This window comes from Myxococcus hansupus (assembly GCF_000280925.3).
Taxonomy (GTDB): Bacteria; Myxococcota; Myxococcia; order Myxococcales; family Myxococcaceae; genus Myxococcus; species Myxococcus hansupus.
This window is the reverse complement of record NZ_CP012109.1, coordinates 2737921-2760638: the sequence shown is the minus strand read 5'-3', so window position 1 is coordinate 2760638 and position 22718 is coordinate 2737921. Positions and strand designations below refer to the sequence as shown.

Here is a 22718-nt window from a genome sequence, read left to right as displayed (position 1 = left end):
AGCCGCTCAGTCTCGCCGCCGCGACTTCACTTCGATTTGCTGTCCCGGCACCGCCATCACCCACACCTTGTTGACACCCGTGGGGCAGCGAACCAGGACCTCCAGCTCCCGGCCCGCTTCGATGCGCGCCTTCATCAGGGGCGTGCCACCCGGCATCAGGTTCCCGCCGACGTGGACCTCGCAGCCTGGCGCGGTGTCCGTGACGCTGAGCAACCCCGTGGTGCCGGGCTCGGGCGAGGCATCCGCCAATGTGCGCACGTCGATGTCCGCGCGCTGCTGCGTCGTCCCGAAACGCCGCAGCTTCCCGTCCACCGCGGTGGAGATGAGCAGCGACCCGCCCGAGGGGTCATGCATCTCCGTCCCCGGCTCGTGGCGCAGGCCGCCGACATAGACATGCTCCGCGGGCCCCACGTTGACGAACGTCGAACCCCCGCTGCGCGCCATCACCACCGCCACAACGGCCAGCACCAGGGCACCGCCGCCCGCGATGCCCAGCAACTTCCAAGGGATTCGCTTGTCCGGCTCGCCGCTGTCGCCCGAGGTGGCGCGCGCCACCGGAGCCGCGGGCGCGGGCCGGGCCGGAGGGGCCTCATGCTGCCGCGCACCCGTCGCGGTCGCGCCAGTGCCTAGGGCCGGAACCGGCCCCGACGGACGAGGCACCGGACCCTGCTGCTGCGGCGGACGCGCGGCGGGCGCCACGGGCCGAGGCGGAGCCTCCACCCGCGGCGGCGGCGCGCCCAGGTTGAGCGGCACCATCTCCGTCCGGTCGCCGTCCTCATCCTCCGTCACGGAGATGCCAGGGAACGAGTCCTCGGCGGGCGGAGGCGCGGGAGGACGCGACGGCAGCGGGCTCGCGACGCCCACCGGGCGCGGCGGCGGTGGCGGCACCGAGGGCACGGGAGGCCCGGGCCTGTGGATGCCACCGCTGCCACCCGTGGCGGGCCGGCCGCCCACGACGGGCACTCGGCCGTGGCTCGGCGTCCGCCCATCCGTGGGCGCCGCCATCTCGCCGCCGCCGATGTTGCCGCTGCCCGACCCCGAGGGCACCGGACGGGGATGACTGCCCGTGCCGCTCACCGCGGACGGAGCGAACTCGACCAGCCGGTCGCCCAGCGTGTCCTTGAAGAACTGCGCCACCGCCGCGGGCGACGAGTTGAGGCGGTGGTGCGCCATCACCGCTTCAATCTCCTCACGCAGCGCCGCCGCGGACGGCGTGCGGCGCGCGGGGTCCTTCACCAGCGCGCGGAGGACGAGGTCGGAGACGTCCTGCGGAATGTTCGGCTTGAGCTGCGACGGCACTGGCGCCGGGTCCCGGACGATGGCCTGCAACGTCGCGGCGTCGTGGTCCCTGCGGAACGGGAGCTGACCGGTGAGCAGCTCGAAGAGCACCACGCCGAGCGCGAACACGTCGTTGCGCGCGTCCAGCGTGCGCCCGGAGGCCGCCTCCGGGGAGATGTACGAAATCTTCCCCTTCAGCACGCCCGCCTGCGTGTGCTCCTCGCCCGCCACCTTGGCGATGCCGAAGTCACTCAGCTTGATGGCGCCATCCAGCGAGATGAGCACGTTGTGCGGACTGACGTCCCGGTGCACCACCGGATGCGGCGTGCCCGCCGGGTCCACGTAGGCGTGGGCGTAGTGCAGGCCCGCGGCCACCTCCGCCACGATGCGCAGCGCGTGCTCCAGCGGGAGCGCCAGGCCCTTACGCCGCAGCTCGATGACCAGCTTCTTCAGGTCCGGGCCGCGCACGTACTCCATGAGGATGTACGCGACGCCGTCGGACACGCCCACGTCGAAGGTCTGCACGACGTTGGGGTGCGTGAGCCGCGCGTTGGCGCGGGCCTCCGCGAAGAGCATGTCGACGAACTCGGGGTTCTCCGCGAACTGCGGGAGAATCTTCTTCATCACCACGAACTTCTCGAAGCCCTTCACGCCCACCTGCTTGGCGAGGAAGACCTCCGCCATGCCGCCCTGCCCCAGCCGCCGGATGACGTTCAGCTTGGTGCTGCCCAGCGAGTTGGAGATGTCCGTGGACGCGCCCTGCCGGGCCGCCGGGTCGATGTTCGTGGCGCCGAAGAGGTACTGGCTGAGGGCGCGCGTCTCCAGCGTCTCCAGGTCCTCCAGCGGCCGGTCCGTGAGCTGCATCCGGGCCAGCAGGCCCTGGAGCTGCGGCATGTGGGGGACGCGCGCGTTGCCCGCGCAGATGGGGCACGTGACTTCCACGCCCGCGTCCTGCGCCCGCAGCCTCGCCAGGTAGTCCGTCGCCTGGAGCCGCTGGTGGCTCACCTGGCCGCAGTTGCGGCAGTCACACGGCAACCACAGCGTGGCCAGCCGCACCGGCAACACCTTGGCCGAGCGCGCCAGCACCGCCAGCGCGGGCGGCGGCATGCGGCACAGCACCACGTGCGCGCCCTGGGCCGCCGTCTCCAGCACCTGCTCCAGCTTCGGCAGGGCCTCCGGCTCCACCTTGCTGACGTGGCTGAAGTCGAAACCGACGCGGCCCTCCAGGCCCGACGCCAGCTTGCGCACGTTGAGGTCACCCTTCAACGCGCTGGCCAGGGTGATGTACGTGATGTCGTCCTGGATGATTTTCAGGTGCTGCGACAGCTCCGGCTGCACCGCCGGCATGCTGGCGCGCAGGTAGCGCATGACGACCGGGTCCACCTGGCCGAACTGCTGCCGCCGGGCGTAGTCGAAGAACTCGCCGGGGATGTCCGCGAACTCCAGCGGCCCGGAGCAGACCGGACACGTGTGGTCCGGCGCGCGCTCCTCGGAGATGACCTGCGCCTCGTCCAGCAGGTTCACCAGCCGCAGCCGGTCCTCGTTGCACGCGCGGCAGGTATAGGGCGCCAGCACGGAGAGGACCCGCGCGACGCCGGCGAAGCCCTCCACCATGTTGAGCTGGTCCACGATGACGGGCGGCGCGTGGACCACGTAGAGGCCCAGGGCCCCGGGGGGCAGCTTGGCGGCGAACTCAATCCACCGCCGGACCCCGAAGGAGCTGATGCGCTCCACCTGTCCCAGGTCGACCACCAACAGCCCGTTCAGCTCCGGGGTGTGGGAGGTCAGTGGGAACGTTTCGTCGATGACGCCGGAGATCCGGACGTGGGTAATCGTCCCCACCCGGAGCCGGCTGATGATGGCGTTGGAAACCTGGCTATCCACCGGCCCTGACCTCATTGAAGACAGAACAGCAGCGACTTGGGTTGTGTGGCGCGGCGGCGGGCCTCCCCGAGGTCCACCACACAGAGGACTCGCGACTCCCGGCCAGCGGCCACACGAACAGCCACCACGTCGCTGTGTTCCAGGATGCGCCGCAGGCCCAGCCCTGCCCCTCCACCGGACGCATCCACCTGGACGCGCCCGCCCCACCCCTCCAACGTCCGGGCGAAGGGCCCCGGACGCAAACCGCCGAAGCGGTCCATCACTTCCAGCCACATGCGGCCGTCGTGGACGACGAAGGACAGCTCGCAGGCGTCCTCCGGCGCCACCTCGCGCACCTCCGTGCGGCGGTGCGCATAGCGGTGCTGCCCCTGCGCATCCACCGGCGCGTCCAGCATCGCGTTGGCGGCCAGCTCATGCATCACGTCCCCCACCAGGGACGCGGCCGCGCGGGAGCCTCCCGCCTGCGTCACGGCCTTCCCCGCCGCCTCTCCCGTGGCCGCGATGTCCGCCACCGTCTGGAGACGATGCCGGACCCCGTCCGCGGGAAGCAGCGGCGCTCCGCGGAGCAGGTCTCCCAGCAGGCGGACCTCCCAGGCGGAGGGACGGCCTTCGCTCCCACGCTGGGCCAGCAGCAGCGCCGGAGGCTCGCGCCGCAGGCAGTCCGCGTGCGCGGGCGACAGCTTCCCATCGAAGAGCACCAGGCACCGGGGCCCGGAAGGCACCCCGGGTCCCTGGCACAGCGCCAGGCCGCCCTGCGCGAGGATGGGAGCCGCTTGCTCCACCACCTCGGCAGGAAGCGATGTGTCGGCAATCAACAGGAGGCCGCCGGCCTCCAGATGGGGAGCGGTACTCAAAGGTCAGTAACGAATCTTCACTTCGCTGAAGAAGGACTGGGGCGGCGCCGGGAAGCCGTGGGACTCCTCGTACTGCGCGTTGAAGAGGTTGGAGCCCAGGAACGACACGGAGACGCCGTCGTAGATGTTGAAGCCCACGCGCGCGCTGGCCGTGAGGTAGCTGGGCAGTTGCACGCGGGTGGTGGGCAGGCCGGTGTTCTCATCCACCAGGAAGCCCGGATCGAAGCGCGTGCCCACGAGCAACGCGTACAGCTCCACGAAGGCCACCTTGCCAATGTTGGTGCGTCCGCGCGCGTAGATGCGGTGGGTGGGCGCGTAGTCCAGCGGCGCCGAGGGCCCGTCGTTGTAGGGCAGCGCCTTCGCGTCCAGGTACTGGTAGGCCACGTCGAAGGACGAGTTGATGGACGGAATCTGCGCGGCCGCCTCCAGCTCGAAGCCCGCCACCCGCGCGTCGCCCATGTTCTGGAACTGGGAGACGGAGCCGAAGACGAGCTGCTGGTTGATGAAGTTCTTGGCCAGGTTGTAGAAGCCCGTGCCCGTCAGACGCACCCTCCGCTCGAAGGGCCAGAAATCCACCGAGGCCTCCAGGGTGTCCAGCGTCTCCGCGCGCAAGTTCCCATTGCCCACCAGTGTGGCCGCGTACATCTGCTGGTTGATGGCCAGCTCCGCCAGGGTGGGCGCGCGGAAGGCGCGGCCGTAGTTGGTGCGCACCGTCAGCAGCTCCGGCACCGCGTGGAACACGACGCTGGCGCGGGGCGAAATCTGGTCCGTGCGGTTCTGCCAGACGCGCTCCGGAATCTGGTAGCGGTCGTAGCGGGCGCCCGCGCCGAACACCAGGCGGTCGAAGAGGCGGTACTCCGCGTCCACGAAGCCACCGAGGATGGTCTGACGCGTGTCGTCCATGGTCAGCTCGGGCAGGACGTTGGGCACGTTGACCGCGTCCGCCTTCAAGTCACCGCCAAAGGTGACGTTGAGGTCGCCCATGGTCCACAGGGCGCGCGCCTCGCCACCCAGCCGGCGCCGCTTGCCGAGCGCGCGCGTGGGGTCGCCACCGAAGGCGTTCTCCATCAACACGTCGCGGCGCTTGAAGAAGCCGTAGGCCTGACCGAAGAGGCGCAGGTTCTCCGTGACTTGCTGATCCACCTGCGCGGAGGCGTTGAAGTTCTGCACCGCCTCGGAGTCGTTGGGCGTGTAGTGGCAGCGTCCGCAGTTGCCCACGGTGGAGATGTGCGTGCCACCCGGCCGGCCAATCTCGCCGTCCGTGAAGTCCGCGTCGAGCGCCAGCGGCCCCACGCGCACCTTGCCGTTGACCTGGTGCACCAGCGAGTGCTGGTTGTTGTCCACCCGGCCCACGCGCGGGTCGTTGAAGAGCTGCGGGCCGTCCGAGCCGAAACCGTAGTAGCCCAAGAGCGCCTCCACCGGACCGCCCCGCCCGGCCACGGTGCCGTGCAGACGCCACGTCTGGTCCTGCCCCGCCAGCACGCGGGCCTCGGCGCCCACGTTCTTCCCCTTCTCGATGAGGTCGGAGGGCTGGCGCTGGATGATGTTGATGACACCGCTGAAGGCGTTGGAGCCGTACAGCGAGGAGCCCGGGCCGCGGATGACCTCCACCTGCTTCAGGTTGGTGAGCGGCGTCGTCTCATCCGCGTAGAACTGGCCCGTCCACGGGTCCGTCAGCGGACGGCCGTCCTGGAGGAGCAGCAGGCGGTTGGAGAGGTAGTTGGAGCCCAGGCCGCGCGCGCTCACCGCCGCCTTGCGCATGGAACCCCGGCGGCACTCCATGCCGGGAAAGTACTGGATGGCCTCGCACAGCGTGAACTGGCCCGTGCCCTCGAGTTCCTCGGCGGGAATCCAGGACACGGTGAGCGGCACTTCGGAGATGCGCTGGCTGCGCTTGCCGGCGGTGGTCACCACCGCCTCGCTCAACACGCGGTTGACGGACTCCTCCAGGGAGTCGGCGCCGCCCAGCGGATCCACGTCCAGCCCCGCGAGCGCCGAGGGCGGCGGCAGGGGCCGGTTCATGGCGGGCTCGGCGAAGGGCGCGGTGATGGGCACGTTCGACGGCGGCGGCGCCGGGACGGCGGGCAGCGTGGCGGTGGCGGGCGGCGACAGGGGCGCGTCCGAGGGATTGAAGTCCGGCCCCACCATGGGCGGCGGCAGCGGCGCGGCGGGCTCGGCCGTCATGGGGGCGGCGTGAGGCGACGGCACCGGGTCGAGGGGGGCCGGCGCGGGCGGCGGGCTCGCGGGCGTGGGATCATCCGTGGAGGGCCCACCCAATACGGGAATCTGGGCCTCCTCCGTGGACGCATCCAGGTCCGTCTCCGGCTCCACGGGGGCCGCCTTCACGGCCTTGCGCGGCTTCTTCGCGCTCTTGGCGGCCGGACGCGCGGGCGCGGTGGGCTTCACCACCCGCTTGCGGCGCTTCACCTTCGTGGGCGCTTCGGATTCGGCGGCCTCTTGAGCTCCCGCGACAGAGGGAACGGCGAAGGCCAGAACGCACAGCATGAGGGATAGAGGCAGGCCGGCGCGCAGAGCGCGGCGTCCGGCAACCGCCTTCGCCGCGCCTCGCCGCGGCTCACCGAACACAGTCGAGTGCATCGTTCTCACATCCAAGGGTGGAGCATGGACACCCGCGGTCCTGTACGTACGACCCGGTGACGTGCGCGGCGTCAACCCCAGCGTCCGGGGGAACGCGTCTTCATGGCTGGACACCGACGCCATCATTTTCAAGCTACCTCAGAGACAGGGCCGGGCCAAGTCGCTGACTCTCATTCTCTAGAAACACGGGAAACAATCAGTCGTCCGGCTGTTCCGAGGAGACGGCGAGGTCCCCCACGAAGGATGGAAGCGCGGGGCCCAATTCCTCGGAGCGCACCAGCACCTCGGCCTCCACGTGAAGGTCCGGCCCTTCGGCGAGCACCGGCTGACGGCGCGGGGGGCCCTTCGTCACGAGCCGGCTGAAGTCCTCGAAGTCCTTGTCCTGGAGCCGCGCGAAGGCATCGAACGGGGCCACCGCGCCCACCGCCCCCAGCGCGCCGTTGAGCGCCGCCTCGTGGTTGCGCAGGTCCACCAGCACGGCGCCGGGAACGCGGCCGCTGCGGAAGAGCGTGCGCACCTCCTTGCCCTTGGGCACGTGCGCCAACGGGACGAGCGCCGCGTCCGCGCCCTTCGCCTCCAGCATCTTCAACGCCGACTCCACGTTGGGCACGGGGGTCAGCTTGAAGTGACGCTGCGCATCCAGGTCGCCGCCGAGCACGACATGGGAGACGAACTTCGGGTCGGAGGGGCCGGCGCCCTTCACGTGCGCCAGCCGCTTGCCGGCGAGGTCCTTCACCGCGCCGCGCTGCAGCGAGACGATGGCCCAGCGCTGCTGCGTGTCACCCGAGCGCGAGGCCCAGGCCACCGGCTTCGCCTTGCCGCCCAGTTGCACGGCGGCCCACGCGTCCACCACCGCGAAGTCCACCAGCCCGCCCGCGACGGCGCGCGAGAAGTCCTCGTAGCGGCCGAAGCTCTTCGCCGCGACGGGCACGTCCAGCGTCTGGGTCAGCCGAGCGGCCAGGGCCTCCGCGTATTCGAAGCGCTCCTGTCCATCCGCCAGCGTGGTGGCCAGGAACACGCCCAGCGTCGCCTTCTTCGGCGCCGCGGCGCTGGCCGTCAGGGAGCAGGCCAGCAACAGGCCCGCCAGGAGGAAACGAGGTGCCTTCATCACGGGGTCTCCTCCACGGTGGCGTCGGCCGGCGCGCCCGAGGCGGAATCGGCGAGGCCATGCAGACTCTGCAAGCGGTCCTTCCACTCACGCACCTGCGCCATGCGCGGACCGGAGCCCGAGGCCAGGTAGCGGCGCCAGGCCGCCACCGCCTCGCCCGCGTCCTTGCGGCGCTCCTGCGCGTCGATGCCCAGGTTGAGCGCGGCCACCGGGACGGCGGACTCCAGCTTGCGCCACGTCTCCAGCGCCTCCGTCGCCCGGCCCTTGCGCCAGTCGACGCAGGCCAGGTTGTGCTGCACCAGCGCGTCGTTGGGGCTGTCCGCGAGCGCGGCCTTGAAGGCCTTCTCCGCCACCTTCATGTTGCCGGCGCCATAGGCCTGCGACGCCTCGCGGCGGTGGAGCGCGCCCGTCATCGCCGTCAGCCACTTGGGCTGGCCGGGCATCGGCTTCTTCGCCGCGGCGGTGAGCTGCTTGCGCGCGGCCGGCACCTGCCCCTTCTTGTAGAGGAGGAATGCTGTGGCCAGCCCGCGGGTGTTGGGCCACGCCCAGGCCTGCGCGGGCGTCAGGGCCTTGGTGATGGCCGTGTTCGCCTCCGCGTGACGCCCCGCCTCCGCGCGCGCCAGCCCGCGGACGAACTGCGCCAGCTTCACCAGGTCCTTGCGATTGCCCGTGCCCAGCTTGTCCACCAGGTCCAGGTCGCGGTCCGCGGACTCGGCGTCACCGGCCTCCAGCCGCGCCAGCGCGCGGCGCACCAGCACGCGCGGCAGGTTCGCGCCGGCGACCTGCGATGCGGCCCGCGAGGGGCCCACTTCGGTCAGCCGCTGCACCGCCGCGTCCACCTTGCCCAGCTCCACCTCGGCCAGCGCGGCGCCCACGGACGTCTCGGCCTTCTCGTCGGGCTCCTCCGTCTGCGCGCCCGCGCGGGTGAAGGCGTCCAGCGCGGCCTGCGCGTCGTTCGTGGCCAGCCGCGCGTAGCCGAGCAGCAGGCCGTCACGCCACGTGGCCCCGGGCAGTGACACGCCCTGCTCCAGCACCTTGCGCGCGTCGGCGTACGCGCGCGTCTCCAGCAGCGCGGCGCCCAGCCGGCGGGCCATGGGCGCGCCCCGGTCCAAGTCGTAGGCGCGGCGAAGGTCGCGAACGGAGTCCTCCAGTCGCCCCGTCCCGGCGCGGTCCCTCGCGCGGTGCGCCAGGGCCCGGGCCAGCCACTGCTTCGCCCCGGCGTGCTCCGGCTCCACCTGCAAGGCGTTGGCGTAGTCCTCGATGGCCTGGTCCCACTGGCCCGTCGCGAAGTGGTCCGCGCCCAGCAGCACGTAGCCCAGCGCCTGACGCGGCGCCATCTCCACCACGCGCCGGTGCACCTCCACCGCGCGCTGGAAGCGGCCCGCGCGCCGGTTGACCGACCCGAGGTTCGCGTACAGCTCCAGGCTGTTGGCGCCCGAGCGGACCGCGCTCTCCAGGAACTGGATGGCCTCTTCGTGACGGCCCTGCGCCTGGAGCGCCTTGCCCACCGCCATCTGCCCCAGCACCAACCCGGGCTGAAGCTGGAGCACCTTGCGGTACTCAGCCTCGGCGGCGGTCGCGTTCTTCTGCGCGAAGCGCACGTCGCCCAGCAGCAGGTGCGCGGCGGCGGAGCTGCCCAGCTTCACCAGCGCGTCCGCCTGCACGTCCGCCTTCGCGACCTCCCCCGCGCCCAGGTACAGCCGCGCCAGCTTCTCGCGCGCCTCGCCCGCCTGCGGGAAGCGCGTGGTGACGCCCTCCAGCAACGTGCGCGCCTCCACCAGCTTGCCTTCCAGCTCCAGCACCTGGGCGAGGCCCAGTTGGACGGACGGGGACTCCGGCTTCCCCGCCTGCGCCTGCTGGAAGGACGCGCGCGCCGCCGCCGCGTCCCGGCGCAGCACGTGGGCGCGGCCCAACAGCTCGTGAATCTGGTAGTCGTTGCCCGCCACCGCCTGCGGGCGCAGCGCCAGGTAGCGCTTGAGCCGCGCCGCCGCCGCGTCGCCCTGCTGGACGTAGAGGTAGTAGCTGGCCAGGTAGTAGTGGACGATGAGGTGCTCGGCCTTGTCGGCGGCGGCCACCTGCTCCATCAGCGGCACCGCCTCCTGGAAGCGGCGCAGCTTGAAGTAGGCCACGCTCACCGGGTAGGCCAGGGACAGCTCCGCGGGGTTCGCCGTCAGCACCGGCTGCACGCGGTCCACGGTGCGTTGCCAGTCATTGAGCGCGTTGGCGCTGGTGGCCAGGCCCGCGGCGGCGGCGACCGAGCCCGGCTCCACCGTCAGCGCCTGCTCGAAGAGCGCCAGGGCCTTGCGGTGCTTCTCCTCCGCCTCCTTCTTGTTGCCCGAAGCGGTGGCGGCGCTGGCGGACACCTGCGCCGCTTCGCCGTCGCGCACCAGGCGCTGCGACTCCGACATGGGCGGCGGCCGGTACTGCGCGAGCGCGGGGGCGCCGCACAGGGTGGTCATCAGCGCGAGTGCCGGCGTGAGACGGCGCGACCGGGGATGGCGTGGGGAGCGTCGCATGCGTGTGGAGTCCCAGGAGGAAGTCAGGCGGCGGGGCTGAATTCGGCCACGACGACGGTGATGTCGTCGCGCTGCGGCTGGCCGGCACTGAAGGCGCGGGCGTCCGCCAGCACCGCGTCGCGCAGCGCCTCCGCGGACAGGTGGGAATGGGCCTGGATGGCGGCGGCCAGACGCTGGGTGCCGTACAGCTTGCCCGCGCCGTCCCGCGCCTCGGTGAGGCCGTCCGTGAACCAGACCACCACGTCACCGGGCCGAAGCTGCGCCTGCCGCGAGGTGAACTGGGACGCCACGGACGCGCCCAGCAGCGGGCCGCGCGCCGGCAGCGACGCGAGCTGGCCGCTGTGCTTGTTGAACACCACCGCGCTGGGGTGCGCGCCGGCCGCGTAGTCGATGTAGCCGTTGGACACGTCGATGACGGCCAGCGCGCTGGACATCTGGTGCTCGCCGCGGCCCACGTTGGCCAACGTCACGTTGAGCGCGGTGATGAGCATCTGCGCGTTCACCTGCGAAGGCTCCCGCAGCGTCATCGCGGAGGCGAAGCCGCTGGTGGCGCTGGTGGCCACCAGCGAGGTGGACAGGCCGTGGCCCGTCACGTCGCCAATGCCAATCACGACGCGCCGCTCATCCAGCGCGGCGCGGAACCACCAGTCACCGCCGCACGCATCCGCGGTGATGACGAGCCCGGCGATGCGCAGCGGCCCCACCTGCACGCCCTCGCGCCCGGGCAGCAGCGTCTCCTGAACGGTCCGCGCGAGCGACACCTCGCGCTCCAACTGGGCCTTGGCGCGCACGTCCTCCAGCAGCACCTTGATGCGCTCGGCCATGTGGTTGAACACCACGCCCAGCGTCACCACCTCGCGGCCCGCGCCCTGGGCGGTGCCCGCGCGCGCGCCCAGGTTTCCGGCGGCGAGCTGCATCACCTTGCTGGTCAGCATGCCCAACGGCCGGGTGATGCGCCGGCTCTGGTAGGCCACCAGCACGCCGGCCAGCACCACGAAGCCCAGCCCCAGGCCCAGCATGCGCAGCGTGTTGGCGCGCACCGTCGCGCGCTTGTCCTGCTCCAGCGCCTCCAACTGCTTCTGCAGCCCGCCCAGCGAGTAGCTGATGACGACCAGCCCCTTGCCGCTGCTGGAGCCATAGTCGATGGGCTCCTGAATCTCGGAGATGGGCTGCCCCTGGTAGAAGGCGCTCACCATGCGGCGCTCGGCGCGGCGGACCGGGGCGGCGTCCTCCTTGTCCTCGGAGGCGCCCTCGCTGTCCGCCATGCGCACCCCGTCCGGGTCGAAAATCTGCACCCGGAGGATGTTGGGGTTCGTCTTGACGATGGAGCCGGCCACCTCCTCGAGGAAGGCGTAGTTGTTGTCGCGCAGGTTGGTGGCCGACGTGAGCGCGATGGTCTGCCCCACCGTCTGGCCCAGCTCGCGCGCCTGCTCCTGGATGCGCTCCTTGGAGACCAGCGCCGTCTCCTCGAACTGCGACTGCGTGGAGGCCACCGACAGCGCCGCCAGCAGGCCGACGATGAGCACCACCAGCACACCGGTGGTGAGCAGGAGGATTTGATCCAACCGCAGGCCCTTGATGAGGGCCACGTTGGGCAGCTCGCCCGCCTCCAGCGGAGCGATGAGGGTGCGTGTCCCCCCCTCCCCCTGTCCCATGCCCAGGGGGCCGGTCAGCCGGGTGGCGGTGGACTCACGCGTCCCCGTGACGTCCTGGGTGCCCGTCCGCTCGGACGGCGGGAGCGCCGCATCGTCCGAGGGCGCGTCGGACGGGGGCGCGGACTTCAGTCGCGTATTCGTACTGGACAAGGGCGGGCCGGGGTGGGGACGCGCGGGGGAGCGCGGGAACAGGGGTGTTTGAGACTCTATCTCACTTCTCGTGCTTCGCGAGGCCCTGTCCCCACATCCACGCCACACCGGGGAAGCGCCACGGACCGCATGTCACTGGAGCCATGTCATCCCAGTGTCATGGCGCGCCGAGGAAGCCCTGCGTCATTCACCACGGGTGCGGCGCACCCCGCCCTTCCCCAGGCGCCACGCCCGCGCGCCGGTTACATTCGCCGGACGCATGCGGCCCCATTTCCACGTGGCCGGCTTTCCGGTCCACCTCCACCCGCTCTTCCTGCTCGTCTCGTTGGCGACGGGCTGGTCGCTCATCTCCGAACCCGCGCGGCTCGCGCTGTGGGTGGCCATCGTCTTCGTGTCGGTGCTGCTCCACGAGCTGGGGCACGCGCTCGCCTTCCGCCGCTACGGCTGCGCCTCTCGCATCGAGCTGCACGGCATGGGCGGCACCACCCACGCGACAGGCGTCGGCCACCTCACCCACCAGCAGTCGGCCTGGGTGAGCTTCGCCGGGCCGGGCATCGGCTTCGCGGCCGGAGGACTCGTGTGGGCGGCGTCGAAGCTGCTGCCCACGGGCGAGCCGGGCGGACTGGTGCACCAGGGGCTCCAGCAGTTCCTGTTCGTCAACATCGGCTGGGGCCTGTTCAACCTGCTGCCCGTGCAGCCCATGGACGGAGGCCATCTGCTGGCGGACCTGGTGCGCGCGCGCAACGGGTACCGGTACGAGCGCTGGCTGCTCGGCATCGGCATCGCCACGGCGGTGGCCGTGCTGGGCCTGGCCATCTGGTCAAAGCACATCTGGCTGGGGCTCCTGGCGATGATGCTGGGGATGATGAACTTCGAGCAGCTCCGCCGGACGCCCCAGCAGGCCCCCGCGGCGGCGCGCACGTTCTTCCCACCCAAGGCGCGCCGGGCCGCGCCATTGCCCGAGCCATCCTCGCAAGGCCCGGTCTCCGTCCAGCGGCTGATGGACTCGCTGCGGGGCCCGCCCGCCGCCCAGGCGTGGACGGAGGAAGAGGACGAACTCGAGGGCCCGCACGACCCCGCGCTGGTGGGCGAGATGCTCCTGGACAGCGGGCTGCCGGAGCTGGCGGTCCATCCGCTCCAGACGGCCTTCACCCAGGCGCCGCTGCCGCGCACGGGCCACGCGCTGGTGCTCGCATTGCTGCGCACGGGGCGGCTGCGGGATGTGTCCGCGCTGCTGGACAGCTCTCACGCCAAGCAACTGTCCGAGGACACCCTGGCCCTCATCTCCGAACACGCCGGGGAGGCGGCCCCGGCCACACTGGCGGAGCGCGTCACCGCCTTGCGACACGGCCGGACTCCTGCCCCGGATGAGTCCCGCTGATTGCCGCGCCGCGACATAAGGTGCTCTTTGCCTGACGTCCCGACAGGCGGCCCATCAACTGCCTTGAGCGGAAGGCACCCATCCGGGTTATAGGGGCGTCCCCCTCCAGCCAGAGGAAGGTCGCGCGTGTCTCGTCCCCGACTCATCAAAGAATCCTCAGAAGCGTCCGCGCCGCTCGAGCGGGAGCTGCTGGTCCGCATCCATGACCTGATGGTCAAGACGCGAGTGCTCGAAGAGCGCCTCATCCAGATGTACAAGCAGGGCCATGGGTACTTCTGGATTGGCGGTCCCGGTGAGGAGGCGTTCAACGTCTCCCTGGGCCTGCTCATGAAGAAGGGCCAGGGCCCCGAGTTCGACTATCTGCACGCCCACTACCGTCAGTCGGGCACCCTGCTGGCCCTGGGCGAGGAGCCCATCGGTTCGCTGCGGCAGATGAAGAACACGGCCACGGACCCGTATTCAGGCGGCCGGAACTTCGCGGGCCACTACTCCGCCCGGAAGATCAACGTGGCGCCGGTGTCCTCGCCCATCGAGGTCCAGTACTCCATCGCCCCGGGCACCGCCATGGTGCAGAAGCGCCTGGGTGGCGACGGCATCACCATCGTCACCGGTGGCGACGCCGGCACGGCCGAAGGCGATTTCGCCTCGTGCCTGGTGTGGAGCAGCCGCCCCGCCAACCCGCTGCCCATCCTCATCATCGTCACCAACAACAAGTGGGGCATCTCCACGTCCGCGGAGGGCCAGCACGGCGAGCCGCGCGTCAGCGAGCGCGGCAAGGCCTTTGGCATCCGCTCGAAGACCATCAACGGCAACGACGCCGTGGAGGCCTACACCGAGCTGCGTGAGGCCATGGCCTACGTGCGCACGGAGCGAAAGCCCTTCCTGCTGGAGGCCAACGTGTCGCGCCTCTACGGCCACTCCTCCGCCTCCGGTGCCAACTACGTGGGCAACGAGGTCGACTGCCTCAAGGACTTCGAGGCGAAGCTGGAGAAGGACGGCGTCCTGACGCGGCAGCAGATGGACGATTTGCGCAACCGCTACACCGAAGAGATGGCCGCCGCGGCCCGGACGGCGCGCGACGAGCCGCAGCCCGAGCCAGACACCATCTGGAAGCACATCTTCGCGGAGGACAAGTAACCCATGGCGAACATGGCACAGGCCATCCGGATGGCCCTGCATTACGCCGAGGAGCACCTGGGCGTCACCGACATCTTCGGCGAGGACGTGGGCGCCCCCCTGGGCGGCGTCTTCACCTGCACCCAGGGCCTGAAGACGGCGTGGAACTCTCCCCTGGACGAGCGCGGCATCATCGGCGCGGCCATGGGCATCGCCATGGCCGGCGGCCGGCCGGTGGCGGAGATCCAGTTCTGCGACTACGTCTACAACACCATCGACCTGCTGAAGCTGGCGGGCAACACGAGCTGGTCCACCAACGGTGACTGGAACCTGCCGATGGTGGTGCGCACGCCGGTGGGCAGCGGCATCCGCGGGTCCATCTACCACTCGCACTCCTTCGACGCGACGATGACCCACATCGCCGGGTGGAAGGTGGTGATGCCCTCCACGCCGCTGGACGCGTACGGGCTGCTCATCACCGCGTGCCAGGACAAGAACCCCGTCATGTTCCTGGAGCCCAAGGCGCTGCTGCGCGTGAAGGGCGAGGAGCGGATTCCGGGCGAGCCGGACGACGACCGCGCCCTGTCGAAGCTCATCGACGCGCCGCTGGGCGACCGCTCGCAGTGGAAGGCGCAGTGGCCCGAAGGGCTCCAGGCGTACGCGGTGCCCTTCGGCAAGGGGAAGACGGTGCGTGAAGGCACGCAGCTCACGGTGGTGAGCTACGGCCGCACCCTGCCCCTGTGCGCCAAGGCCGCGGAGAACCTGGCCGCCGACGGCATCAGCGCGGAGGTCATCGACCTGCGCTCGCTGTGGCCGTACGACTGGGAGCTCATCAAGGCCTCCGTCCAGAAGACGGGCCGCGTGCTCTTCGTCAACGAGGACACCGAGGTGACGAACTTCGGTGAGCACCTGGTGCGCCGCACGGTGGAGGAGCTGTTCTACTCGCTGCTGGCGCCGCCGCGGCTCTTGGCCGGCAAGTTCCTGCCGGGCATCGGCCTGGCGGACGCGCTGGAGATGGCGTCGGTGCCGCAGTTGAGCGACATCACCACCGCCATCCGCTCGCTCGCGGCCGAACAGCCGTAAGCGCCGCACCCACAATCCCCTGCCCGTGAGGCCTTGTCTCACGTGGCCAGCACCTTGGGCCGCCATTCCTCTTTGGAGGGATGGCGGCCCATTCGTTAGACTCGGGACGCTTTGTCACAACCAATCGTCCGGACAATCCCCGCCGCTGGTGCTGACGCGCCGGCATTTCGTATCCGCCGTGCCCGCCGGGGCGACGCCGAAGCCATGGCGTCGTTGCTGAAGGAGCTGGGCTACCCCCAGGGGACGGACCAGCAGACGGTCCACTGGGTCGTCAGCCATCCGGAGATTGAAATCTTCGTGGCCGGCGATCCTCAAGACAGGCCCGTGGGCATGCTGTCCTTCTCCCACCGGCCGCAGCTTCGGCTGCGCGGGCGCGTGGCCACCATCGACGAGTTGGTGGTGACGGAGACCTGGCGCCGCCGGGGCGTGGGCCGCGCGCTCATCCGCCAGATTCTGGAGCGGTGCAAGGTTCTGAGCGCGAAGCAGCTCCAGCTCGTCTCGCCCATGGAGGTGACGCCGGAGACGCGCACCTTCTACACGGCGTGTGGCTTCTCCGAAATCGACTCGGGCGTGTTCCGCCACGTGGATACGGAGTCGCAGCGCTGACGGGCCCTCCGGGGCTTCGGCCCCGGGCCTACCGCTTGAAGCTGTCCACCACGCGCTGGAGCCGGGCCCGGTCCTCGTCGTTCATGTCCGTGAAGCGCACGCCGATGGCCTCCGCCTCGTCGCGCACCCAGGCGATGATGCCGGTGAGGTGGAACTCCTCGCCTTCAATGGACATGGACAGGCGGACCTGCGAGCCGACGTCGTAGGCCTTCCGCGTCTTCAGGCACAGCCCACCCGCGGAGATGTTGATGGAGTACGCGCGCAACGCCCGCGCCGCGTCCTGCGTCTGCTCGAAGCGAACTTCGAACCTCGCCGCCACACGCTCGTCGGCACGCCGGTTCGCGTAGGCAGCATCCCCGCTCTCCATGTCATCCGCCGCCTTGGTTGTCATACGCACCCGATAACCCCCACGTTCGACGCTGCTGGCGAAACTCCAGAGCTCCCACACCCACAGTCCCACAGGGTGACGCGCCGGGCCAACCTCGAAGCACCGGGCGTCCGCCAAGTGTCCGCTGCTTTCCACGCCCGATACAAGGGGCCCCCTCGATCGAATTCCAGTGCCTAAGTCCTCGGGGACTGCCTTGGGAGTGCTCTGGAATGCGTGTGTACCGCCTCTATGTGTTGACTGGAACCCTGCTCCTGGCCCTGTGGGGGGCGAGCTGCAATGGCAGTGACGACCCAGGGCCCGGCGGGGACGGCGACGCGGGCATGGACGCGGGCACCACGCCCGTGCCGGACGGCGGGGGCTCCGACGGCGGCGGCGGCGGGGGCGGACAGGACTTCGACTGCAATGTGGCCCGTCAGGACGCCTGCGCTCCGGGACAGAGCTGCCACTTCGCGGACCTGGCGGACGGTGGCACCGGCAGCCGCTGCTTCGAGGCGGAGTGCGACGTCGTCGCCCAGGACTGCGCGGACGGGCTGCGCTGCACGTACGCGACGGAGGCCGGCGGGACGCGGCGGCGCTGCGTGCCCCCGGGCACCGCGGACGAAGGCGCGCCATGCACGCTGGCGCCCACCGGCGGCGGCGTGGCGTACGACACCTGCAGGCAGGGACTTTTCTGCCGTGAGGCACCCGAAGGGCAAGGCGGTGGCTTCACGTGCCAACGGATGTGTCACGCGACGACGCAGTGTGGGAACTCGGGTGAATGCAACACCGTGCTCCGGCTGGAGGGCACCGATGAGCTGCCGCTGCTCTGCGGACCGCCATCCGTCGCCTGCGACCCCTTCGGCCAGGACTGCACGGCCCCCCTGAGTTGCTACCCGTCCACCAGCGGTCCTGTCTGCGCGGGGAGCGGGACGCGGACCGAAGGCCAGTCTTGCGACTTCAGCAACCAGTGCGCGCCGGGCAGCGCCTGTGTGAATGCGGGCGGTGGGCTCACCTGCCGTTCGCTGTGCGTACCCAATGGCTCGCCTGCCTGCAGTACGGGCAACTGCCGAGCGCTGGACGGCAACCCTGGCGTGGGAGCTTGCGTGCCCTAGCTCGGTGTTCCCCTCTCCCGCAGCAACCCCGCAGGGCAGGCAGGCGGCCGCCGCGACCTGGGGGCAGGCTTCCCAGTCAACCCGCTGGCAGGGCACCGTGCGGTGTGCATCCTGCAAAGCCGGGAGGGATGGGAATGGGAATGAAGCCGGGGTTGCGGAAGATCGTCGCGTGCGCTGGCGGCATGCTGCTGGCGTGCGCGGGGAGCATCGATGGTGCGCCGGACGAGCTTGCACCGCCGAACGATGACAACCACGCCTCCACCATCGAGAGCAACGCGCCAGACGCGTCGCTGGAAGTCGCACCGGTGCTGGTGCTCAACGACGAAAGACAGGTGCAGACCGCGCCGCCGTCGCCCCCCGCCGCGACGTCCTTCCAGCCGGGCTTCCACCAGGCGCTTCGCACGTCACACAGCGTGGGGGCCACGACGACGTTTCGCATGAAGGTGCCCGTGGCCCGCGCGGGTGCGCGGGTGCGCGTGACGTTCCGCTCGGGCGATGGGAGCATGACGCTGGTGCGCGCCTCGGTGGCGCACGCGGGCGCGGCCGGTGAGCTGGTGTCCGCGCCCGTGCCGCTCACCTTCGACGGAAGCGAGGGCTTCACGGTGACCGCGCGCACGCGGAAGACGTCGGATGCGGTGGCGTTCCCCGTGTCCTTCCGCGACGAGCTGGCCATCACCTTCGAGGCGCGAGGCGCGCTGGCCTCCAGCACCATCAGCGCGTTCCCCGGCAGCAGCTCGCGCGCGGGGAGCCACGCGATGAGCACCGGCGCGCTGGGAGGCGCGGTGTTCGACCATGCCATCGGCGTGGCCACCGTGGACGTGGAAGGCCCCACCGGACGCGCCGTCGTCGCGATTGGCGACAGCATCACCGAGGGCTACATCGACACGAAGAACGACACGCGCAATGCCTGGCCCGCGCTGGTGGAGACCGCGCTGGGCGTGCCGGTGGTGAACGCGGGCGTGAGCGGCCAGGGCTTCTACGACGCGCTGATGCAGCTCGACGGCGAGGTGCTGGGGCTCCAAGGCATCACCGACTGTGTGGTGCTGCTGGGCACCAATGACTTGGGCGACAAGAACTCCGTGGCGCTGATTCAAACGCGGATGACCACGCTGCTCAGCCGGCTGGCGCCCTTCTGCCGCACGTGGGTCAGCACGCTGCTGCCCAAGGAGAAGTCGAACTACGCGCCCTACGAGGCCGTGAAGACGCAGCGGCTGGAGTTCAACGCCTGGGTGCGCGGCGGCGGCGCGGGCCCGGACGTCATCGACCTGGACGCGGTGACGCGGCAGTCGGTGAACGTGCACCTGTTCCTGGACGGGCTGGAGGTGGACGGCATCCACCCCAGCCAACAAGGCCACCGGGTGATGGCGGACGAGGTGAGCCGCGTCCTGCGTGAGCAGGGCGGCCTCTAACCCCCGCGCTCACTCCCGGCGAGGCCCGAGCACGCCGTGGAGCACCAGCAGCTCGGCCAGCCCCGGAGGCGACAGGATCCAATCGTCCTCCGTGGGCACCCAGCGAACGGGAGCCCCGGCCCCCTCCAGCAGGCCATTCACCTGGAGGAGCAGCGGCTCGAACGTCGTGGCGGGCGCCTCGCGGCTGCCCTCGGGCGCCGGCACGTCGTGTCCACCGGGCTCCAGCCGGAAGGCGGAGCGGCCCGCCTGGGGCGCCACCTCGAAGCCGGGCAGGTAGGGCTGCATCGCGGCCTGGAGCCGGTCGAGCAGCGCCCCGTCCTCGTACGGGTGCGACAGCTCCCAGTCGAAGAACGTGGGGAGCTGCGCGAGCAGCTCCTGGTGCAGCGGGTCCGCCCGGCTCCGCCGCCAGTGGTGCTCGGCCAAATCGTAGGCCGTGGCGGGCACGCGCAGCTCGAAGCCCTCCAGCTTCGCGAGCAGCTCGCCCATGCGCTCCACCAAATCCGGGGGCGGCTCGGTCCGGGACACCCAGCCCCAGTCCGCCACCGACTGGCCGCGACGCTGTCCCTCCACGCGGTCCCCTTCGCGCAGTTGGAGCTGCGGCTCGGGGGACTCCTCTTCGGGGTAGAGCCCCGCGTGCAGCAGGGCCCCGCCCGACTCCGGCCGCAGCCGCGCGAAGCGGTGCGCCGGGTTGACCTCCACCACGCTGAACGTCTCCCTGGCCATCGCCACCTCCTCGGAAGGTCCGACGGCGCGGAGCCTAGCCGGTGTTGCGCATGCCGGCGGCAATGCCGTTCAGGGTGAGCAACAGTGGACGGTCCACCTCCGCCTGGCCCTCGCGCTTGCGCTTGAGCAGCTCCACCTGGAGGAAGGACATGGGGTCCACGTAGGGGTTGCGCAGGGAGATGCTGCGCTGGAGCTGCGGGTTGTTGTCGAGCAGCTTCGACTCCCCCGTCAGCCGCTTCACCTGCCTGCGCGTGCGTCGGTGCTCCTGCTGGATGCGCCGCCACAGCGCGCGGGTGCTCGCGGGCGCCAGCGCCGCGTAACGCCCGGCGATGGCCATGTCCGACTTGGCCAGCACCATGGTGACGTTGTCGATGACGGCGCGGAAGAAGGGCCACTCCCGGTACATGCGCTTGAGCAGCGCCGCCCCACCCTCCTCCTTGGCGAACGCCTCCAGCGCCGAGCCCACGCCGAACCAGCCCGGCAGGATGGCGCGGTTCTGCGTCCATCCGAACACCCACGGAATCGCGCGCAGCGACTCCAACCCGCCCGCGCGGCGCTTGCTGGGGCGCGAGCCGATGGGCAGCGAGGCAATCTCCTCCACCGGCGTCGCCGTGGTGAAGAACTCCAGGAAGGACGGGTCCTCCCACACCAGCGAGCGATAGGCCTTCCGGCCCGTCTCCGCCAGCGTGTCGAAGGCCTTGCGGAAGGTCCGCTCGGCCTCCACCTCCGGCCGAGGCTGCGCGTCCAGCGTGTGCAGCAGCACGCCGCCCAGGATGAGCTCCAACGTGCGCCGCGCCAGCTCCGGGCGTGCGTACTTGTGGTCCAACGCCTCGCCCTGCTCCGTGGCCTTGTAGCCACCCGCCACCGCGCCGGGCGGCAGCGCGAGGATGGCCTCCTGCGCGGGGCCGCCGCCACGCGCCACGGACTCGCCGCGGCCGTGGAACAGCCGCAGCGGCACGCCGGCCTCGCGACACACCTCCGTGAGCGCCACCTGCGCGCGGTAGAGCGCCGCGCTCGCCGCGAGGAGCCCCACCTCCTTGCCGGAGTCGCTGTAGCCCACCATCACTTCCTGGCCACCCCGCGCGTCCACCTGGCGCCGGTACTCCGGGTTCGCGAAGAGCGTGCGCAGCACGTCCGGCCCGGAGTCCAGCGCCCCGAGCTGCTCGAACAGTGGCACCACGTCCACGGTGGCGCAGCCGCGCGCGTCGTCCCACAGGCCCGCGTGCTTCAGGCACTTGAAGGCCGCGAGCACGTCCTCGGCCGTGCTGGCCATGCTGAGGATGAGCGTGCGGCAGGCCGGCTCACCCGACTCGGACTGCGCGTCCTTCAGGCGCGCCAGCACCTGCAGCAGGCGCTGTCCGCCTTCGGTGGGCTCCGGGCCACCGTCGAACGAGGCCGCCGCGCTCACCGCGTCCTCGGCGGGCGCGCGCACCTCCAGCTCCGCCAGGGACAGGCCCAGCGCGAGCACCCGCTGCCGCACCCGCCGGACATCGCGAAGCCCCGCGTGCGTGCCCTTCGACGCCTCCAACGCGCGCGCCAGCACGTCCAGGTCCGCCAGCAACGCCTCGGGCGTGCGGTAGGCCCCGGACGGCATCGGGATGGGCTCTCCGGCGCGCTGCCGCGTGACGTAGTGGAGCGCGCGGTGGAGCCGCTCCTCCATGAAGCGCAGCTTGTGGCGCAGCGGCTCGCCCGGCGTGCGCGGGCCGTAGCGGCGCTCGGCCTCGGGCAGCTCCTGCGCGTCCTTCTCCACCGAGCGCAGCAGCTCCTCGGACGGCTTCGCGTGGCGCGCCGACTGGGACAGCCGGCCTCCCAGCCGCTCCAGGTCCTGGAGCAGCCGCCGCAGCCCACGGGCGCGGTGCGCGCGCAACGTGTCCGCGAACACGTCGGGCGTCACCAGCGGGTTGCCGTCCATGTCCCCGCCCACCCACGAGTGGACACGCACGGGCGTCTCCACCGGCCCCAGCGGTTCGCCGTAGGCGCGCTCGAAGGCCCAGTCCAGCAGCTCCGGCAGCAGGGACAGCTCCTCCGCGAGCACCTCCTCCACGTACCAGAGGACGTTCTTCACCTCGTCGCCCACGGTGGGGCGCTCGCGGCGCAGCTCGTCCGTCTGCCACAGCAGCGTGATTTCCTCGCGCAGCGACTCCAGATTGGTCGCGGACTCGCGCGGCGTCAGCTCGCAGCGGTCCCGTTCCTCCAGCAGCCCCGCCATCCGGTAGAGCTTCTCCAGCAGCGTGCGGCGCACCGCCTGCGTGGGGTGCGCGGTGAGCGTCAGAATCACCTGCATGTTGCCCATGGCCTCGCGCACCCGCTGCGCGGGAACGCCGGCCTCCTTGAGCAGCAGCAGCGTGGACTCCAACGAGCCGCGCTGGGGCTTCGCCGACGCGGCGTCCGCATGGGTGCGGGCGCGGCGGATGCGGTGGTGCTGCTCCGCCAGGTTCACGAGCTGGAAGTAGACGGAGAAGGCACGCAGCACGGGCTCGGCCTGTTCCAGCGGCAGGCGCTGGAGCACCTCCGCCAGCTCGGCCGCCACCGCGCGCCGTCCGGCCACGGGGCCACGCCGCCGTTGAATGGCGAGGCGGCGCACCTCCTCTTCCAGGTCGAAGAGCGCTTGCCCTTCCTGTTCGACGAGCACTTCTCCCAGGAGCCGGCCAAGCAGGCGGACGTCCCGGCGAAGCGGTTGATCCACCGCACGCAGTCGAGCCATATGGTGCGACGGTAGCTGCTGACAGGCGACATGGCCCGCATTTCCGCTCGGAAAATGACGCGCGGGCCGAGTCATCGGCCGGGTGTCTGCCCTCCCCGACACGAGCGACGAAGGCCCCTGGCGATTCGCCACGGTGCGCGGCCCACCGTGGCTCCAGGGCCACACACGCGCTCG

General features: G+C 71.1%; 15 protein-coding genes. 6 read left to right on the top strand and 9 right to left on the bottom strand.

The window, feature by feature from the left end; genetic code table 11:
* Positions 1-6 precede the first annotated feature (6 nt).
* The 6 genes from A176_RS11270 to A176_RS11245 form a co-directional block, all read right to left on the bottom strand.
* On the bottom strand, positions 7-3162 hold the full coding sequence (locus A176_RS11270; protein WP_002636623.1) for a serine/threonine-protein kinase: 3156 nt from the start codon (positions 3160-3162) through the stop codon (positions 7-9).
* Between the two features lie 11 nt (positions 3163-3173).
* A complete protein-coding gene (locus A176_RS11265; RefSeq protein WP_002636624.1) occupies positions 3174-3977 on the bottom strand; it encodes a hypothetical protein in 804 nt (267 codons plus the stop codon).
* 42 nt (positions 3978-4019) lie between these two features.
* Positions 4020-6521: a TonB-dependent receptor gene (locus A176_RS11260; protein WP_226994280.1), complete on the bottom strand. Its 2502-nt coding sequence runs from the start codon at positions 6519-6521 to the stop codon at positions 4020-4022.
* Positions 6522-6810: 289 nt separating this feature from the next.
* Positions 6811-7725: a PhnD/SsuA/transferrin family substrate-binding protein gene (locus tag A176_RS11255; RefSeq protein WP_002636626.1), complete on the bottom strand. Its 915-nt coding sequence runs from the start codon at positions 7723-7725 to the stop codon at positions 6811-6813.
* Positions 7722-10238: a tetratricopeptide repeat protein gene (locus A176_RS11250; RefSeq protein ID WP_044890843.1), complete on the bottom strand. Its 2517-nt coding sequence runs from the start codon at positions 10236-10238 to the stop codon at positions 7722-7724. Before A176_RS11250 ends, A176_RS11255 begins: the two co-directional genes overlap by 4 nt.
* A gap of 23 nt (positions 10239-10261) precedes the next feature.
* The gene (locus A176_RS11245; protein WP_002636628.1) at positions 10262-12043 is read right to left on the bottom strand and encodes a PP2C family protein-serine/threonine phosphatase; all 1782 of its coding nucleotides are present in this window, start codon (positions 12041-12043) and stop codon (positions 10262-10264) included.
* Between the two features lie 259 nt (positions 12044-12302).
* Between A176_RS11245 and A176_RS11240 the strand changes: the two genes are divergently transcribed.
* The 4 genes from A176_RS11240 (at position 12303) to A176_RS11225 (ending at position 16229) form a co-directional block, all read left to right on the top strand.
* Positions 12303-13424 (top strand): M50 family metallopeptidase, encoded by a 1122-nt coding sequence (locus tag A176_RS11240; RefSeq protein ID WP_002636629.1) that lies wholly within the window; start codon positions 12303-12305, stop codon positions 13422-13424.
* Between the two features lie 126 nt (positions 13425-13550).
* The gene (locus A176_RS11235) at positions 13551-14561 is read left to right on the top strand and encodes a thiamine pyrophosphate-dependent dehydrogenase E1 component subunit alpha (RefSeq protein WP_002636630.1); all 1011 of its coding nucleotides are present in this window, start codon (positions 13551-13553) and stop codon (positions 14559-14561) included.
* Between the two features lie 3 nt (positions 14562-14564).
* A complete protein-coding gene (locus A176_RS11230; RefSeq protein ID WP_002636631.1) occupies positions 14565-15623 on the top strand; it encodes an alpha-ketoacid dehydrogenase subunit beta in 1059 nt (352 codons plus the stop codon).
* A 204-nt stretch (positions 15624-15827) separates the two neighbouring features.
* Positions 15828-16229, top strand: coding sequence for a GNAT family N-acetyltransferase (locus A176_RS11225; protein WP_002636632.1), 402 nt, complete (start codon positions 15828-15830; stop codon positions 16227-16229).
* Between the two features lie 28 nt (positions 16230-16257).
* Here A176_RS11225 and A176_RS11220 read toward each other — a convergent pair whose 3' ends face one another.
* Entirely contained in the window at positions 16258-16620 is a 363-nt protein-coding gene (locus A176_RS11220) for a TIGR02266 family protein (RefSeq protein ID WP_021781547.1), read from the bottom strand.
* Positions 16621-16826: 206 nt separating this feature from the next.
* Here A176_RS11220 and A176_RS11215 point away from each other — a divergent pair, with 206 nt between their 5' ends.
* Positions 16827-17708, top strand: coding sequence for a hypothetical protein (locus A176_RS11215; RefSeq protein WP_002636634.1), 882 nt, complete (start codon positions 16827-16829; stop codon positions 17706-17708).
* A gap of 134 nt (positions 17709-17842) precedes the next feature.
* Positions 17843-19117, top strand: a complete 1275-nt coding sequence (locus A176_RS11210) for an SGNH/GDSL hydrolase family protein (protein WP_002636635.1) — start codon at positions 17843-17845, stop codon at positions 19115-19117.
* Positions 19118-19126: 9 nt separating this feature from the next.
* On the opposite strand, the gene A176_RS11205 is transcribed toward A176_RS11210, so the two are convergent.
* Positions 19127-19840: a hypothetical protein gene (locus A176_RS11205; protein ID WP_002636636.1), complete on the bottom strand. Its 714-nt coding sequence runs from the start codon at positions 19838-19840 to the stop codon at positions 19127-19129.
* Positions 19841-19874: 34 nt separating this feature from the next.
* Positions 19875-22544, bottom strand: coding sequence for a phosphoenolpyruvate carboxylase (locus A176_RS11200; protein WP_021781545.1), 2670 nt, complete (start codon positions 22542-22544; stop codon positions 19875-19877).
* Positions 22545-22718 lie beyond the last annotated feature (174 nt).